The 16,312-nt window shown below is 73.1% G+C and carries 13 protein-coding genes; 6 read left to right on the top strand and 7 right to left on the bottom strand.

Annotated elements, in window-relative coordinates; translation table 11 throughout:
* The first annotated feature begins 104 nt into the window (after positions 1 to 104).
* Positions 105 to 2,360, top strand: coding sequence for a glycogen debranching protein GlgX (glgX, locus tag DT019_RS20165; RefSeq protein WP_114038267.1), 2,256 nt, complete (start codon positions 105 to 107; stop codon positions 2,358 to 2,360).
* Positions 2,361 to 2,544: 184 nt separating this feature from the next.
* Positions 2,545 to 3,123 carry a methyltransferase family protein gene (locus DT019_RS20160; RefSeq protein WP_114038266.1) on the top strand — a complete coding sequence of 193 codons (579 nt, stop codon included), beginning with the start codon at positions 2,545 to 2,547 and terminating at the stop codon, positions 3,121 to 3,123.
* Positions 3,124 to 3,144: 21 nt separating this feature from the next.
* Here the strand turns inward: DT019_RS20160 and DT019_RS20155 are convergent, their stop codons facing one another.
* The 4 genes from DT019_RS20155 to DT019_RS20140 are packed head-to-tail and all read right to left on the bottom strand — an operon-like array spanning position 3,145 to position 6,797.
* Complete coding sequence (locus DT019_RS20155; protein WP_114038265.1) at positions 3,145 to 3,789, bottom strand: response regulator; 645 nt, start codon at positions 3,787 to 3,789, stop codon at positions 3,145 to 3,147.
* Positions 3,779 to 5,047 (bottom strand): sensor histidine kinase, encoded by a 1,269-nt coding sequence (locus DT019_RS20150; protein WP_114038264.1) that lies wholly within the window; start codon positions 5,045 to 5,047, stop codon positions 3,779 to 3,781. The genes DT019_RS20155 and DT019_RS20150 overlap by 11 nt, the downstream gene beginning before the upstream one ends.
* A 59-nt stretch (positions 5,048 to 5,106) precedes the next feature.
* On the bottom strand, positions 5,107 to 5,898 hold the full coding sequence (locus DT019_RS20145) for an ABC transporter permease (RefSeq protein WP_114038263.1): 792 nt from the start codon (positions 5,896 to 5,898) through the stop codon (positions 5,107 to 5,109).
* Positions 5,895 to 6,797, bottom strand: a complete 903-nt coding sequence (locus DT019_RS20140; protein ID WP_189389746.1) for an ABC transporter ATP-binding protein — start codon at positions 6,795 to 6,797, stop codon at positions 5,895 to 5,897. Before DT019_RS20140 ends, DT019_RS20145 begins: the two co-directional genes overlap by 4 nt.
* A gap of 247 nt (positions 6,798 to 7,044) precedes the next feature.
* On the opposite strand from DT019_RS20140, the gene DT019_RS20135 reads away from it, so the two are divergent.
* Positions 7,045 to 9,288 carry an ABC transporter ATP-binding protein gene (locus DT019_RS20135; RefSeq protein ID WP_114038261.1) on the top strand — a complete coding sequence of 748 codons (2,244 nt, stop codon included), beginning with the start codon at positions 7,045 to 7,047 and terminating at the stop codon, positions 9,286 to 9,288.
* Positions 9,285 to 11,147, top strand: coding sequence for an ABC transporter ATP-binding protein (locus tag DT019_RS20130; protein ID WP_114038260.1), 1,863 nt, complete (start codon positions 9,285 to 9,287; stop codon positions 11,145 to 11,147). The genes DT019_RS20135 and DT019_RS20130 overlap by 4 nt, the downstream gene beginning before the upstream one ends.
* A 57-nt stretch (positions 11,148 to 11,204) precedes the next feature.
* Here DT019_RS20130 and DT019_RS20125 read toward each other — a convergent pair whose 3' ends face one another.
* A complete protein-coding gene (locus DT019_RS20125) occupies positions 11,205 to 11,765 on the bottom strand; it encodes a GNAT family N-acetyltransferase (RefSeq protein ID WP_114038364.1) in 561 nt (186 codons plus the stop codon).
* Positions 11,766 to 11,919: 154 nt separating this feature from the next.
* On the opposite strand from DT019_RS20125, the gene DT019_RS20120 reads away from it, so the two are divergent.
* The gene (locus DT019_RS20120) at positions 11,920 to 13,074 is read left to right on the top strand and encodes a DUF1266 domain-containing protein (protein WP_114038259.1); all 1,155 of its coding nucleotides are present in this window, start codon (positions 11,920 to 11,922) and stop codon (positions 13,072 to 13,074) included.
* Between the two features lie 10 nt (positions 13,075 to 13,084).
* On the opposite strand, the gene DT019_RS20115 is transcribed toward DT019_RS20120, so the two are convergent.
* Complete coding sequence (locus tag DT019_RS20115) at positions 13,085 to 13,591, bottom strand: DinB family protein (RefSeq protein WP_114038258.1); 507 nt, start codon at positions 13,589 to 13,591, stop codon at positions 13,085 to 13,087.
* Between the two features lie 160 nt (positions 13,592 to 13,751).
* Positions 13,752 to 15,266, bottom strand: coding sequence for an MFS transporter (locus DT019_RS20110; RefSeq protein WP_223279668.1), 1,515 nt, complete (start codon positions 15,264 to 15,266; stop codon positions 13,752 to 13,754).
* A 114-nt stretch (positions 15,267 to 15,380) separates the two neighbouring features.
* Between DT019_RS20110 and DT019_RS20105 the strand changes: the two genes are divergently transcribed.
* The gene (locus DT019_RS20105) at positions 15,381 to 16,289 is read left to right on the top strand and encodes a TetR/AcrR family transcriptional regulator C-terminal domain-containing protein (protein ID WP_114038257.1); all 909 of its coding nucleotides are present in this window, start codon (positions 15,381 to 15,383) and stop codon (positions 16,287 to 16,289) included.
* The last annotated feature ends 23 nt before the right edge of the window (positions 16,290 to 16,312 follow it).

The raw sequence follows: 16,312 nt of genomic DNA, 5'->3' as shown, positions 1-16,312 counted from the left end.
GAGTACGAGGGCTGTTGCGGGAAGAACAGGTGCAGGGACACGCATGGGGAGCCGCGGCCGGGACGCCGCGCGCTGCCCTGCGCCGAGCCGCGGGAGGCCGTCAGGTGTCGAGCGCAGCCGAGCAGGAGGCAGTGCGGGGTGCCGCGGGGCGCGCGCCCGGCCCGCGGGGGCACCGCGAGGTGAACGGCCACCGGGGCGAACCGGGGGCCCTGCGCCCCCCTGTCTGGCCGGGCGCGCCCACCCCGCTGGGCGCCCGCTTCCGGGTCGGCCCGGACGGCGTCGCGGGCACCAACTTCGCGCTGTGGGCGGGCGGCGCCGAATCGGTCGAGCTCTGCCTCTTCGACGCGGCGGGCACCGAGACCCGGCTCGCGCTCACCGAACTGACCCACGAGATCTGGCACGGCTTCGTGCCGGGAGTGCACCCCGGGCAGCGCTACGGATTTAGGGTGCACGGGCGCTGGGACCCGTGGACGGGCGCCCGCTGGAACCCGGCGAAGCTGCTCCTCGACCCGTACGCGCGGGCCGTGGACGGGGACTTCGCGCTGCCGCCCGAGGTGTACGGGCACGTGCGGGACTGGCCGCAGCAGCAGGTCGCCGACACCGTCCGCGACGACCGGGACTCGGCGCCGCACGTCCCCAAGGGCGTGGTGGTGCAGGACGACGACGACTGGTCGGACGACCGGCGCCCGAAGACGCCCTGGTCCGACTCGGTCATCTACGAGCTGCACGTACGCGGCTTCACCCGGCTGCACCCGGAGATCCCCGAGCGGCTGCGCGGCACCTACGCGGGGCTCGCGCATCCGGCGGCCGTGGACCATCTGGTGCGGCTCGGCGTGACGGCCGTCGAGCTGCTCCCCGTCCACCAGTTCGCGCACGAGGACCACCTGCTGCGGCGCGGGCTGCGGAACTACTGGGGCTACAACTCGATCGGCTACTTCGCCCCGCACGCCGCCTATTCCGCGTCCGGGACGGCCGGACAGCAGGTCGGCGAGTTCAAGCGGATGGTGCGGGCGCTGCACGCGGCCGGCATCGAGGTCATCCTCGACGTGGTGTACAACCACACCGCCGAGGCCGGGGAGCTGGGGCCGACGCTGTCCCTGCGCGGCATCGACAACCGCGGCTACTACCGCCTCCAGTCCGACGCGCGCCGCTACGCCGACTACACGGGCTGCGGAAACACCCTTCATGTGGTCCAGCCCCATGTGCTGCGCCTCATCACGGACTCGCTGCGCTACTGGGTGACCGAGATGGGGGTGGACGGCTTCCGGTTCGACCTGGCGGCGGCGCTGGCCCGCTCGATGCACGACGTGGACATGCTGTCGCCCTTTCTCGCCGTGATCGCCCAGGACCCGGTGCTGCGCCGCGTGAAACTGATCGCGGAACCGTGGGACGTGGGCAACGGCGGCTACCAGGTGGGCTCCTTCCCGCCGCTGTGGACCGAGTGGAACGACCGCTACCGCGACGCCGTACGGGACTTCTGGCGGGGCGCGCTGCCGGACGTGCGCGACCTCGGCTACCGGCTCTCGGGCTCCAGCGACCTGTACGCCTGGGGCGGCCGGCGCCCGTACGCCTCCATCAACTTCGTGACCGCGCACGACGGTTTCACCCTGCGGGACCTGGTGTCGTACGAGCGCAAGCACAACGAGGCGAACGGGGAGGGCAACCGGGACGGCACCCAGGACAACCGGGCCTGGAACTGCGGGGTGGAGGGCGAGACCGACGACCCGCGGATCAACGCGCTGCGCCGCCGCCAGCTGCGGAACCTGCTCACCACCCTGCTGGTGTCGACCGGGGTGCCGATGCTGGTCGCGGGCGACGAGATGGGCCGCACGCAGGGCGGCAACAACAACGCCTACTGCCAGGACGGCGAGGTGAGCTGGGTCGACTGGTCGCTCCTGGAGAAGCCAGGACCGCGCGGGCTGCTCGAACTGGCCACCCGGCTCGTGGAGTTGAGACACCGCCATCCGGTGCTGCGCCGCCGCGCCTTCTTCTCCGGCCGGGCGCAGGGCGCGGACGGGCTGCGGGACCTGGCCTGGTTCACGGCGCGGGGCGAGGAGATGACGGAGCAGGACTGGTACGCGCCGACCGCGACGCTGGGCCTCTATCTGTCCGGCCGCGACATCCCGGGCCGCGACGCGCGGGGCGCCCCGGTGACCGACGACAGCTTCCTGATCCTGCTGCACTCGGCGGACCGCCCGGCGAGCTGCGTGCTGCCGGGGCCGCCGTGGGCCGCGTCCTACGAGCTGGTCGTGGACACCTCGGAGGAGGAACAGGCGACGGCGCCGGGGCGGGAGCACCGCGGCGGCGAGACCGTGACGCTTCCGGCCCGGTCGGTGCTGGTGCTGAAGGTGGCGGGGTAGGCGCGGGCCCGGTCGGGACGGGACGGCATGGCAGCAGGGAGCGGCCCGGGTGGACGGCGGGTGGAGGCGGGGCGGCGAAAGCTCCACCTCGCGGTCCACCCCCGGGCCGATCCGCTCCACCCGCCCCGGCTGCGATCGTCGAACGTGCCGGAGCCATCGGCGCGCGACGAAGGAGTGGTGCGGCATGAGCGGCGACCTCGGTCTGGCGATCCAGATCACCCTCTACGCCTGGCTGGCCTGTGAACTCATTCTTCAGGTCCGCCAGTTGACCAACAGCGCGCCCACCGAGCGCACCGAGTGGCGCAGCCTGCTGGTCCTGGTGGCGGCGGCCGTCGCGATCTCGTGGGCGGTCCACCCGGTGGCCCGCGCGACGCCGGCGCTCGACTACTCGACGTCCTCGGCCGCCGCACGGCTCGTGGTGCTGCTCGTCGCGTGGGCCGGGGCAGGCCTGCGGCTGTGGGCCATCGTCACCCTGGGCCGCTTCTTCCGCGGCACGGTCCATGTCCAGCAGGACCACCGCGTGGTGCGGTCGGGTCCCTACCGCTGGGTGCGCCATCCCGCGTACAGCGGCATCGCGCTGGCGGGTCTCGCGCTCGGGGTGACCCTGGACAACGCGGCCGCGCTCCTCGTGCTCGCGGCGGGCGGCGCGCTGGCGCTCGGCTACCGCATCCGCGTCGAGGAGAAGCTCCTGTCGGAGGCGCTGGGCACCGCCTACCGGGAGTACGCGGCCGGGACCCGAAGGCTGATACCCGGACTCTGGTGAGAACGGCGCGAGGGGCGGCGGCTAGCCGAGGATCTTGCGGTCGTACGCCACCGCCACGGCGGCCGCGCGGTCCTTGACGCCCAACTTGCCGTAGATGTGCGTCAGATGGGTCTTCACCGTGGCCTCGCTGATGAACAGGGCCCGGGCGATCTCCCGGTTGGAGGTGCCCTTGGAGACCAGTTCCAGGACCTCGCGCTCACGGCCCGAGAGCGGCTCACCGGCGGGGACCGCGGGCGTGCGCACCGCCGTGACCAGCCGGGAGGCGACGGCCGGGGAGAGCACGGTGCGGCCCGCGGCGGCGGCGCGCACCGCGGTGAACAACTCCTCGCGCGGCGCGTCCTTGAGGAGGTAGCCGGTGGCGCCCGCCTCGATCGCGGGGAGGGTGTCCGAGTCGGTGTCGTACGTGGTGAGCACGAGGACCTTGGAGCGCAGCCCGCGCCGGGTGAGTTCGGCGATGGCCGCCACTCCCCCGCCGCCGGGCATCCGCAGGTCCATCAGGACGACGTCCGGGTCGAGCCGCTGGGCGAGGTCGACGCCCTCGACTCCGTCGGCGGCCTCGCCGAGGACCTCGAAGCCGTCGGCCGAGGCGAACATGCCGCGCAGACCGTCCCGCACTACGGGGTGGTCGTCGCAGATCAGGAGGGTGATGGTGGCGTCAGTGCTCATGGGGGACCAACGGTACGCGGGCGGAGACCGCGGTGCCATGGCCGGGCTCCGATTCCACGGTGACGCTGCCCGCGATGCGTTCGGCGCGGGCGCGCATGCCGTCGAGGCCGAAGCCCCCGGCGCCGGTGCGGGCCGGGAGGCCCAGCGGGTCGAAGCCCCGGCCGTCGTCGCGGACGTCGAGGGAGACCTCGTCGCCCATGAAGGAGAGCGTGACGCCGACGCGGGAGGCGTGGGCGTGGCGGCCCGCGTTGGCGAGGGCCTCCTGGGCGATGCGGAGCAGCGTGGCCTCGATCTCGTCGTGGAGCTGCACGGCGGTGCCGGTCACCAGGAAGTCGGCGCGGACGCCGTGCCGGGCGCCCCACTCGGCGACGGTCTTCTTCAACGCCTCGTGCAGCGGGTCGTGTTCGAGGTCGAGGGGGCTGAGGTTCTGCACCGAGCGGCGGGCCTCGCCGAGGCTGTGCCGGGCCAGCGCCTGGGCGCTGGAGAGGTGTTCGCGTACGAGGTCGGGGTCGGTGCTGCTCGTGACCACCTGGAGCTGGGCGATGATCCCGGCCAGGCCCTGGGCGATGGTGTCGTGGATCTCGGCGGCGAGCCGGCGGCGCTCGTCGGCGACGCCCGCCTCGCGCGCCTGGAGCAGGAGTTGGGCGTGCAGGGCGGCGTTCTCGTCGAGGGCCTGCTGGAGCCGCGCGTTGGTGAGCTCCAGTTCGGTGATGGTCGCGGTCTGCACCCGGGCCCGCTCGTCCTCCTGGGCGGCGAGATGGCTGAACACGGTGAGGAGGACGACGTTGACGGCGAGCACCGCGCCGAACACCACCCACCCCGTGGGTCCCTTCGGCGGCAGCCCGCCGGACTGGGAGCCGGCCATGGTGACCGCGGTCATGAACAGGCCGATCTTCAGCACCCGCCGGCGCAGCAGCGCCTGGGCGCCGAAGTAACCGCAGACGGCGTAGAACGCGAAGAACGGGTTGAGCCAGGTCAGCGCGAAGGCGAGACCCCAGCGCGAGAAGTAGTAGACGGCCCCCGCGGTGCTCGGGCCCGGCCGGGAGCGGCGCAACCGGCCCCAGCAGAGCTGGAGCAGCAGGGCGCCGCCGACCAGGGCGGCGGCGGCCCAGCGGTCGGCGGTGCTCATGATCAGGTCCGCGGTGACGGCGGAGGCGAGGCAGCCGATGAGGAGGAGTCCATAGGGGCCCCAGTGGTGGAACGTCTCCCACCGTTCCTCCACCGGATCCCGCTTCGCCGTGCTCGCCCCGTCGCTCATGGCCCCAGTCTCGTCCACGCGCGGTCCGGCATCGGGACCGGCCCAGGAGGACACGGCTGTCATTCCCACCGGAACCAGCGGGTGGCGGCCGCCGAGAGGAGCACGGTCCACAGGGCGAGGACACCGAGGTGGTCCCAGCCGGGCCAGCCGCCGGCCGCGGCCTCGTTGAGGGCCTGGGCGGCCGCGCCGAAGGGCAGCAGCTCGACGATGCGGCCCAGGGTGTCGGGCATCGCCTGGACGGGCAGCCACACACCCGCGCTGAACATCATCGGGAAGAACACCGCGGAGCCGATGGCGTTGGCGACCTTCGAGGTGCGGGAGAGGGCGGAGACCAGGGCGCCGAGGGCGAGCGCGCTCAGCACGGCGAGCAGCAGGGCGAAGGCGTATCCGAAGAGCTGGTGCGGCAGCGCCACATGGAAGGCGAGGCGGCCCAGCGCGATGGACAGGGCGGCCGAGATCACGGCGGCCACTCCGTGCAGCCCCATCTGGGCGCCGAGCAGGGCGGAGGGGCGGACGGGGGTGGCCGACATGCGGCGCAGGATGCCGCGCTCGCGGTATCCGGTGATGACCGGCGGCATGGCCTGGAGGCCCGCCATGATCATGGAGAGGAGCACGGCGACGGGGACATAGGCGTCGACGAAGCGGATGCCGCCGAGCGCCTTGTCGGGGTCGCGGAAGCCGGGGATCGAGCCGAGGACGACCAGCAGGACGGTCGGGAACACCATGATCCAGAACAGTCCGGCGGGCTCGCGGCGGAACAGCTTGGCCTCCGTCCTCAGTACGGCGACGGCGGCCGGACGGGAGGTGCGGGTGGCGCGGGCGGGGCGCTGCGAGGTGAGGGTGGTGGTCATGCCGAGGCCTCCGTCAGGTCCAGGAACGCGTCGTCCAAGGTGGCCTCGGAGACGCGGAGTTGGTGGGCGGTGATGTGATGCCGGGCGAGCAGGGTGATCACGGCGTTGACGGTCTCGTCGGTGCCGTGGATGGTCACCCGGCCGTGCTTCTCCTCCACGGCGGCGGCCTGCGGCAGCGCGTCCAGGGCGAGGCCGTCGAGCGGTGCCGAGGGGGTGAAGGAGATGACGGTCGAGCCGGCCGCCCGCCGGATCAGTCCGGAGGGGGTGTCCAGGGCGGCGATCCGCCCCTTGTCGATGACGGCGACCCGGTCGCAGAGGCGCTGGGCCTCCTCCATGAAGTGCGTGACGAGCAGGACGGTGACACCGCCGCGGCGTACGTCCTCGATCAGCTCCCAGGTGTCGCGCCGGGCCCGCGGGTCGAGGCCGGTGGTGAGTTCGTCGAGCACCACGACGCGGGGGTTGCCGATGAGGGCGAGCGCGATGAACAGGCGCTGCTTCTGGCCGCCGGACAGCTTGGCGAAGCGGGTGTTCAGCTTCTCCGCGAGGCCGAGGCGGTCGGCGAGCGGACGCCAGTCGGCCGGGTTCGGGTAGAAGGCGGCGTACAGTTCGAGCGCCTCGCGCACGGTGAGCTTGGGCTGGAGTTCGCTCTCCTGGAGCTGGGCGCCGAGGATGCGGGTCACCTCGTCGTGGTCGGCGACGGGGTCGTGGCCGGCCACCCGGATCGTCCCGGCGTCCGGGACCCGCAGCCCCTCGATGCACTCGACGGTGGTGGTCTTGCCGGCGCCGTTGGGCCCGAGGATCCCGAAGATCTCCCCCTCCTCGACGGCGAAGCTGACGCCGTCGACGGCGGGCCTGCGGCCGTATGTCTTGCGCACTGAGTTGACCTCGATGATGGGCATGGATTGAGAATCCCGTCCGGCGGGGGTCCGCCACATCGCCCATCGCGCTCGACCCCGGATCAACCGATCGGTTGATGGGCGGTACGACCCCTGCGCGCTGCGACCAGGGCGGGATCCTCTTCGCCCGGCTCCCGGGCGTGCTCTCTCGCCCCCACCGGGGCCCGACCGGTCCTAGGACCAGCGGACCAGCGGGACCCGTCCGAAACTCACTGGGCACTGTCAGTGCCCGTCCGTAGGCTCGGCCCTGATGTCCGAAACAGATGCAGCTACCAAGGACCAGTCGGCCACGCGCTCGCTCCTGAGGCTCTGGCCGTATGTACGCCCCGTACGAACTCGCCTGTTCAGCGCGGCCGGTGTGGCGATCGTCGCCTCCTGCCTCGGTCTGGTGATCCCGCTCGTACTGAAGTGGATCGTGGACGGCCCGGTCGCCGACCGCGACCCGGGCGGGGTGTGGCTCGGCGCGCTGTACCTGCTGCTGCTCGGGCTGGCGGAGGCGGCGCTCTTCGGGTTCCGGCGGTGGCTCGTGGCGCGCCCGCTCGCGAGCGTCGAGGCGGACATGCGGGCCGATCTGTACCGGCATGTGCAGCGGCTTCCGGTGGCGTTCCACGACCGCTGGGCCTCGGGCCAGCTCCTGTCGCGCGGCACCACGGATCTCATGCTGCTGCGGATGTTCCTGGCGTTCCCGCTGACCTTCCTCGTCGTCAACGGGGTGACGATCCTGGCCGGGTTCGCCATCCTGCTGTCGCAGCAGTGGAGCCTCGGGCTGGTGCTGCTCGTGCCGGTGATCCCGCTGGTGGTCCTGTGCTCGCTCTTCGAGACCCGCTACTCGCTGGTCGCCCGCCAGGCGCAGGACCAGGTGGGCGATCTGACGACCGTCGTCGAGGAGAGCGTGCTCGGCATCCGGATCATCAAGGGGTTCGGTCAGCACCGCAGCCAGGCGCTGGCCTTCCGCGAACTCTCCGGGCGGCTGCGCGGCACCGAGCTCGCCAAGGCGCGGCTGCTCGCCGGGCTCTGGGGCCTGATCACCACGATCCCCGAACTCGCCATCGGCGCGGCGCTCGTGCTCGGCACGGTGCAGGTGGCCGACGGGGACCTCTCGGCCGGCACGCTGGTGGCGTTCCTTTCCACGGCGCTTGCCCTGCGGTGGCCGGTGGAGTCGATCGGGTTCCTGCTCGCGATGAGCCAGGAGTCCGCGACGGCGACGGCGCGGTTCTTCGAGGTCATGGACGCGGAGGAGGAAGTGGAGGCGCCGGGTGCCTCCACGGGCCACCCCTCGGGGGCGCTGCCCCCGGGCCACCCCCAGGGGGCCGCGCCCCTGGACGCCGCTCGGGGCTCCGCCCCGGTCCCCGGCGAGGGCCACGCCCTCGGGACCGCTCCCGCGAGCACGTCGTCCGCGAACCGCGCACCGGGGGCGCTGCCCCCGGACCCCCGCTCCTCGAACGCCGGAGGGGCTGAAGTGGCCCCCCAGCCCACCGGGGCCGACATCGCACCCGCCGACGCCCGAGACGGTGAGGCGGCAGCCCCCGTCGCGCCACACCGCGCCGCAGGCGCTGAACCGGCCGACGCCCGAGAGGCTGACCGGCTCGGGGCGGCAGGGGTCCTAGAGGCTGACGCGGTCTCCGGGATCGCGGCAACAGGCGTCCAGAGGGACGGGGGTGTTACGTCTCCTGATGAGCTCGCGGGTCGCAGGGGGCTCGTGGCGGAGGGGGGCTCCGGGGATCGGGGTGGGATTCGGTTCGAGGGGGTGGTCTTTCGGTATCCCGATGCGGGGGACGGGGGCCCGCCCGTGCTCGCGGGGGTCGATCTGCACATTCGGGCCGGGGAGACGATGGCTCTGGTCGGCGGGACCGGGTCCGGGAAGACCACGCTCACCGCGCTCGTACCGCGGCTGCACGAGCTGAGCGGGGGCCGGATCACCCTGGACGGGGAGGACATCGCGGCGATGTCCCGGGACCGGCTGCGCGGTCTCGTCTCGGTCGCGTTCGAGGAGCCCACCCTGTTCTCGGCCTCCGTCGGGGACAACGTGCTGATGGGCGGCGGGAGTTCGGCCGATCTGGAGCGGGCGCTCGACATCGCGCAGGCCCAGTTCGTACGGCAGTTGCCGCAGGGCGTGGACACCCAGGTCGGTGAGCAGGGGCTGAGTCTGTCGGGCGGGCAGCGGCAGCGGCTCGCGCTGGCGCGGGCGGTGGTGGGGCAGCCGAGGTTCCTGATCCTCGACGACCCGCTGTCGGCCCTGGACGTCCACACGGAGGCGCTGGTCGAGGCGGCGCTGCGGCGGGTGCTGCGGGAGACCACCGCGCTGGTCGTGGCGCACCGCCCGTCCACGGTGATGCTCGCCGACCGGGTGGCACTCCTGTCGGACGGCAGGATCGCGGCCGTCGGCACACACCAGGAACTGCTGCGCGACAACGCCGAGTACGCCTGGCTGATGTCGGGCGCGGGCGAGCACGACCACGAGGGCGACCAGGGCGACGGGGAGGACGGGCGATGACCACGACGGTCGGGGCCGAGCAGGCCACCAGCGAAGAGGAGCTGCCGCCCGGCGGCGCGGGCCGTGACGGCGACCCCTTCGACCGGGACGAACTGCCCGCTCCCCCGGGCGCGACCGGCGCGCTGCTCAGGTCACTGCTGCGGCCGCTGCGCCGCCGCGTGGTGATCGCGACGCTCATGCTCGTGGTGCAGCAGGCCGCCGCACAGGCGGGGCCGCTGCTCGTCGCGTACGCCATCGACCGGGGTGTCCCGGCGTTCCGCGCGCACGACTACGGGCCGCTGATCGCCATCGGCGCGGGATACCTGCTGTGCGCGCTGGCCTCCGGGTTCTTCCAGTACGCGTTCGTCCGGACCTCCGCGCGGGTCAACCAGGACGTGCTGCTCGACCTGCGCGGGCGGATCTTCCGGCACGCCCAGGCGCTGAGCGTGGACTTCCACGAGCGGTACACCTCGGGCCGGTTGATCTCGCGCTCCACCACGGACGTCGAGTCGCTGCGGGAGCTGCTCAGTGAGGGGCTGCAGGAACTGATCGGGGTGATCCTCTCCTCGGTCTACATCTGCGCGATGCTGCTCTGGCTCGACTGGGGCATCGGCGCGCTCGCCGTCGCCTCCTATGTGCCGCTGCACTTCCTGATCCGGCTCTACCAGCGCCGGGCGGGAGCGGTGTACGCGGCGCGGTCCACGGCGATCGCGGCGGTGATCGTCAAGTTCGCCGAGACCCTGAACGGCATCCGGCCGGTGCGGGCGTTCCGGCGGGAGCGGGCCAACGACGCCGAGTTCCAGGAGCTGAACCGCAGGCACGAGCGCAAGAACGGCGACGCGCTCCTGGAGATGGCCCGCTATGTGGTGGGCTCCCGGCTGGTCGCCAACACGGCCGTCGCCGCCATGGTGCTGTGGGGCGCCACCCGGGTCGCGGACGGCGACCTGGAGCTGGGCGTGCTCGCGGCCGCGGTGCTGTACCTGCGCCGCCTGTACGACCCCATCGACCGGCTCGGCATGTTCCTCAACTCCTACCAGTCGGCCGCCGCGTCCCTGGAGAAGGTCGCCGGGCTGCTCGCCCAGACCCCGTCCGTGCCGGAGCCGGTCCGGCCGTCCGAGCTGCCTGGGCGCGCGGGTGAACTCCCGGGCCGCCGCGTCGACTTCGAGCAGGTCGGCTTCGGCTACCGGACCGGCGGCGAGGTGCTGCCGCGGTTCGACCTGACCATCCCGGCGGGCCAGACCGTGGCCGTGGTCGGCTCGACGGGCGCGGGCAAGTCCACCCTCGCCAAGCTCCTGGCCCGCTTCTACGATCCGACCGAGGGCCGCGTCCTGCTGGACGGGACGGATCTGCGCGAGCTGTCCGTACGGGACCTGCGGCGCGGGGTCGTCATGGTCACCCAGGAGGCGTTCCTGTTCTCCGGCACGGTCGCGGAGAACATCGCGATCGGCCGGCCGGACGCCACCCGGGAGGAGATCGAGCAGGCCGCGAAGGCGATCGGCGCGCACGACTTCATCGCGGGTCTGCCCGACGGCTACGACACGGACGTACGCAAGCGGGGCGGCCGCATCTCGGCGGGGCAGCGCCAACTCGTCGCCTTCGCGCGGGCGTTGCTCGCCGACCCGGCGGTCCTGATCCTCGACGAGGCGACCAGCTCTCTGGACATCCCGGGCGAGCGGGCGGTGCAGCGCGCCATGCACACGGTCCTCCACGGCCGTACGGCGGTGGTGATCGCCCACCGGCTGTCCACGGTCGAGGTCGCGGACCGGGTCCTGGTCATGGAGCGGGGCCGCATCGTCGAGGACGGCTCTCCCGCCGACCTGATCGCGGGCACGGGCCGCTTCGCGGGCCTGCACCGCGCCTGGCGCGACAGCCTGGCCTGAGCGGCGCCGGAGACGTTGCACGGGACCGGCGGCGCTCGGGGGCTGCCGGTCCCGCGCCTAGTCGCCGGGCGGGCCGTCGTGCAGGATGCGCTGGAACAGGCGGTGGTCGCGCCACTGCCCGTTGATGTGCAGATAGCGCGGCGCCACCCCGATGGACTCGAAGCCGCTCTTCGCCAGGACGCGCTGCGAGGCGGTGTTGTCGAGCAACGTGCCGGCCTCGACGCGGTGCAGGCCGAACAGGTCGCTGGCCGCTGCGCAGACCCGCGTCACCCCGGCTCCGGCCAGGCCCCGTCCGCGCCGGTCGGCTGCCACCCAGTAGCCCAGACTGGCGCTGCGGAACGGGCCGAGCACCAGCCCGGAGAGCGTGATGGTGCCCACGACGGCGCCGTCGTCCTCGAACACCCAGGGCACCCCGCGCCCTTCCGCGAACTCCTTGAGCCGCTCGGCGATGCGCTCGGCCTGCCCCCCGACGGTGAAGAAGTCGTCCGGCCGGCGGGGCTCCCAGGGCGCCAGGTACTCCCGGTTCGCCAGATAGGCGCGGTGCAGGGCCTCGGCGTCGTCGGGGGACACCAGCCTCAACACGACGCCACCGGGCAGCACTTCACGGGGAGGGATCATCCGCGGACTGTAACGCGCGGGCGCACGCCGCCACGAGGTCCCGGCGCCTTTGGTCCGCTCCCGCTCGTCCGCGGCGAGGCGCGCGCCCACCCCGACCTGCGACTTTCCCCCACCTGCCGCGCCGGGCCCGGGGAGGGGTTCGTAGGATCGGGGCGTGGCAACGGGGACGGAAACCAACTGGGCGGCGCCGACCGAGACGGAGTGGCTGCTCCACACGGCCGGGCTGCGCGGTGACGTGGAGGCGCAGCTGCGCGTCCTCGCCCGCGAGGAGCTGTACATCGGCGCACCGAAGACCCAGGTCGACGCGCGGCCCGACCTGGTGCACTGGCCCTCCTACCGGGACCCGTCGGGCTGGCTGTGCAAGCCGGTGCTGACCCGGGGGATGCTCCCGCAGTGGCATCCGGACTGGGTGTTCCACGACGTGTCCCTGAAGTGGGCCGCCGACTTCGGCTGGCGCGAGCCGAACCAGCTGCTCGCGGTCAACCCGGGCACCCCGGCCCAGCTCTTCCTGCCCGCATCGCCCGAGCACCGTGCCGTCTGGCGCCGCGTCCACGAGGAGGCCGAGCGCCCGGGCGTCCGGCTGACCGCGCTGCGGCACGGCGCGCTGCACGGCCCGCTCGCCTACGGCCTGGCCTGCGGCGCGCATCTGGCGGTCGTGAACGACGTGCCGTGGAACGAGGTCGGCACCGTCCACCAGGGCTACGCCCGCCAGCTCGCGTCGCTGCGCGCGTCCTGGGGCATCACCGAACCCGCGGGATTCAAGCGGCAGTTGGACGCCCTTCTGGACGCGCGCAACAGCCCGCCGGAACCCGACTTCGTCCTCGGGGTGCGCGAGGAGCTGCGGTCCGGGCTCGGCGAGCCGCCACCGGCCGAGCTGTGGCGCGAGACGGCCGCCGGGCACGCCCAGGACATCGGGATCGACCAGGGCTCCGTCAAGGAGATCGAGGCGCTGGTGCGGCGCATCATCCGGTACGAGGCCCGGTTCCGCGCCGACGGGCTGCTCGCTCCGGACGGCCGGGTCCTCACCACGGTCGCCTACGACTACGGGCGGGCGGTGAACCTGGCGCGCTGGGGCCTCGAAGCGCGCTTCTGCACCCCGCACGAGGCGGAGCAGGCGATCGTCTACGCGGGCGCCCTCAGCAAGTCGGCCTACCGGTCCTGGGAGGACTTCTCGGCGGCGTACGCCCTCGGCCGGGTGCTGCGCTTCGACGAGGAGTCGTACGGGCGCTACTACCAGCAGAACGTCGAGGCGCACCGGGTCCTCACCGAGCACGAGGGCAGCCCCTGGCGGAACATCCCCTGGCGCTGAGCCCTCGGACTCAGGCGCCCACCGTTCCGTCGACGCCCTCGCGCAGCAGGTCGGCGTGGCCGTTGTGGCGGGCGTACTCGTGGATCATGTGCAGCATCACCATGCGCAGCGACACGTCCTCGCCCCAGCGCGGCTGGTGACCCGCGAGGTCGAGGGACTCGGCTTCGCGCTCGATCCGCCGGGAGTGCTCGACCTCGGCCTCCCAGGCCGCGAACGCCTCGGCCCCGGTGGCCTCGCTCACGTCGTACGCCGCCTGGAAGTCGATCTTGTCCGACCAGACCATCGGGATGTCCTGGTCCTCGAACACCCTGCGGAACCAGGTCCGTTCGACCTCGGCCATGTGCCGCACGAGCCCGAGCAGCGTGAGCGTGGAGGGCGGCATGGACCTTCGCCGCAGCTCCTCGTCGCCGAGCCCCGCGCACTTCATGGCCAGCGTGGCGCGGTGGTAGTCGAGAAAGGCCCGCACCATCTCCCGCTCGCTGCCGAAGTGGGGCGGCCCGGTACGAAGGTCGGTCATGGCGGTACTCCTCGCGACGTTCTGATCAGACGCCCGACAGTACCCCCCGGCCCAACCCCCTCAGGGGCGCGGGCAACCATCCGTCCAACCCCCCAAGGGGCGCGGGGAACTGCGCGAAAGCCCCGGTCCGCCCCGCATCAACAACCCCCGGAGGGCCCCCTCACCTCCCCGAGGGAGCAGAACCCCGCCGACCCCTGAGCAGCGTCAGGGAGAGAACGGCCGCCCCACCCATGAGCCCCACCGCCCCGAACGCCGCGAAGTCCAGCCCCCGGGTGAAGGCGGAGAACGCCGTCGACAGGTCGCGCCCGTGCACGCTCGCCAGCGCCCCGCCCAGCGTCTCGCGGGCCGCGGTCGGCGCATCGGTCATGCCGTGCCGGTAGACCGCCGCGCCCACCGAGCCGAGGATCGCCATGCCCAGGGCCCCGCCCAGCTCCTGGCCCGATTCCAGGACCGCGGCCGCCGATCCTGCCCGCTCGGGCGGGGCCGCGCCCAGGGCGAGCTCGTTGGCGAGGGCCATCGCCGCGACGAGGCCCGAGGAGTAGACGGCGCAGGCGGTGAGGGTGAACCAGAGCGGCGAGTCGGTGTGGACCTGGGTCAGCGCGAGGAAGCCGCAGCCGGACACGGCGAAGCCGCCCGCCATGACGCTCCCCCGGTCGAAGCGCCGCGCGAGGACGGCCCCGGTGGGGGCGCCCACGAACGCGCCGCTCGCGGGCACCAGGCTCCACAGCGCCGCCTGGAACGGGCTCTTGCCCAGCACGGACTGGAGGTACTGCGTGAGGAACACCGCCATCCCGATGGTCGCCGCGATGGCGAAGATGTTGGCGAGCACGGCCCCGCCATAGGTGCGTCGGCGCAGCAGCTCCAGGTCGACCAGGGGGTGGGCGATCCTGGACTGCCGCCGGACGAAGACGGACAGCAGGACGAGCCCGGCCACGACGGACAGGACCGGCACCAACGCCATGCCGTCCCGGGCGAGTTGCTTGATCCCCTGGATCACGGGGAGCAGCCCGGCCGGCGAGAGCACGGCGCTCGGCCAGTCGAAGCGGCCGGGGGCCCGTCGGCGCACCTCGGGCAGCAGCAGCGGGGCCAGGATCAGCAGGAGGAGCATCGCGGGCAGGTTGATGAGGAACACCGAGCCCCACCAGAAGTGTTCGAGCAGGGCCCCGCTGACGACGGGGCCGAAGGAGATGCCCGCGGTCATGACGGCGGTCCAGGCGGTGACCGCCTGCGCGCGCTGCTTCTCGTCGTGGAAGAGGTTGCGGATCAGGGCCAGCGTGGAGGGCATGAGCGCGGCGCCGCCGACGCCGAGCAACGCCCGTACCGCGATCAGGAGTTGGGGCGAGCCGGCGTAGGCCGCCGCGCACGAGGCCAGGCCGAAGACGGCCGCCCCGGCGATCACGAGGCGGCGGCGCCCGATCCGGTCGCCGAGCGCGCCCATGGTGATGAGGAGCCCGGCGAGCACGAAGCCGTACATGTCGAGGATCCACAGCTGCTCGGTGGAGCTGGGCGCCAGGTCCTCGCTGATGAACGGGATGGCGAAGTAGAGGACGGAGACGTCCATCGAGACGAGCAGGAGCGGCAGCATGAGGACGGCGAGCGCGGTCCATTCCCGGCGCCCGGCGCGCGGCGGGGCGGGGTCCGTGCGGCCCGCGAGGGGGCCGGTGGTGGTGTCCATGGCGGTAGCGAAACAGCGTCGGGCGTACGCTGCCACCGGCGGGCTAGTGCACCTCGTCAACTCCCCTGTTTGCAGGGGTGGGACACCGTCGGGCGCACTAGTACACTGCCCGCCGTGACCGAGCAGCCGCCCTACCTCACCATCGCCGCCGGGATCCGCCGCCGCATCGCCTCGGGGGAGCTCGCGCCGGGCGACCGGGTGCCGTCCACGCGGGCCATCGTGCGCGAGTCGGGGGTGGCGATGGCGACCGCGACCAAGGCGCTGGCCGCCCTCGCGCGGGAGGGCCTGGTGCGGGCGGTGCCGGGGGTGGGCACGGTGGTCGCCGAGGCCGGTCCCCCGCACACGGCGGGCGGTGCGGCCGCGTTGAGCCGGGAGACCGTCGTGGCCGCCGCGGTCCGCATCGCGGACACCGAGGGCCCGGCCGGGGTCTCGATGCGGAGGATCGCGGGCGACCTCGGCACCTCCACGATGGCGCTCTACCGGCACGTGCCGAACAAGGGCGAACTCGTACGCCTCATGACGGACGTGGGGTTCGGCGAGATGGACCTCGGGCGCCCGACCGGTGACTGGCGGGCCCAACTGACGCACGCGGCACGGCTGCTGTGGGCCGCGTACCGCAGGCACCCGTGGATGGCGCGGGCCATGGCGTCCTTCATCCGGCCGGACCCGATGCCGGAGGCGATGCGGTACACCGAGTGGGTGCTGCGGGCGCTGCGCGGCACGAGCCTGGACGTGCACCAGGTCATGCACGCCCACCTGGTGCTGATCGCGTTCCTCCAGGGTCTCGGCGTGGCCATGGAGTTGGAGGGCGACGCCCTCCGGGACACCGGGGTCTCCAGCGACGAGTGGATGGACCGCAACGGGCGTCGGTTTGCGGCCATCGTGTCGAGCGGCGCCTACCCCGTCCTGAGCACCATCTTCGAACACGAGCCGTTCACACTCGACTTGGACTCGCTCTTCGGTTTCGGGCTCGAACGACTTCTGGACGGGCTCGCCGTCATCATTGCCGAAACGTCCGGTTAACGAACGGCGTCCTTCGGTCAACG

This window comes from Streptomyces sp. SDr-06, assembly GCF_003324565.1.
Lineage (GTDB): Bacteria > Actinomycetota > Actinomycetes > Streptomycetales > Streptomycetaceae > Streptomyces.
Note: the sequence above shows the minus strand (reverse complement) of the source record. Positions and strands in the feature narration are given on the sequence as shown.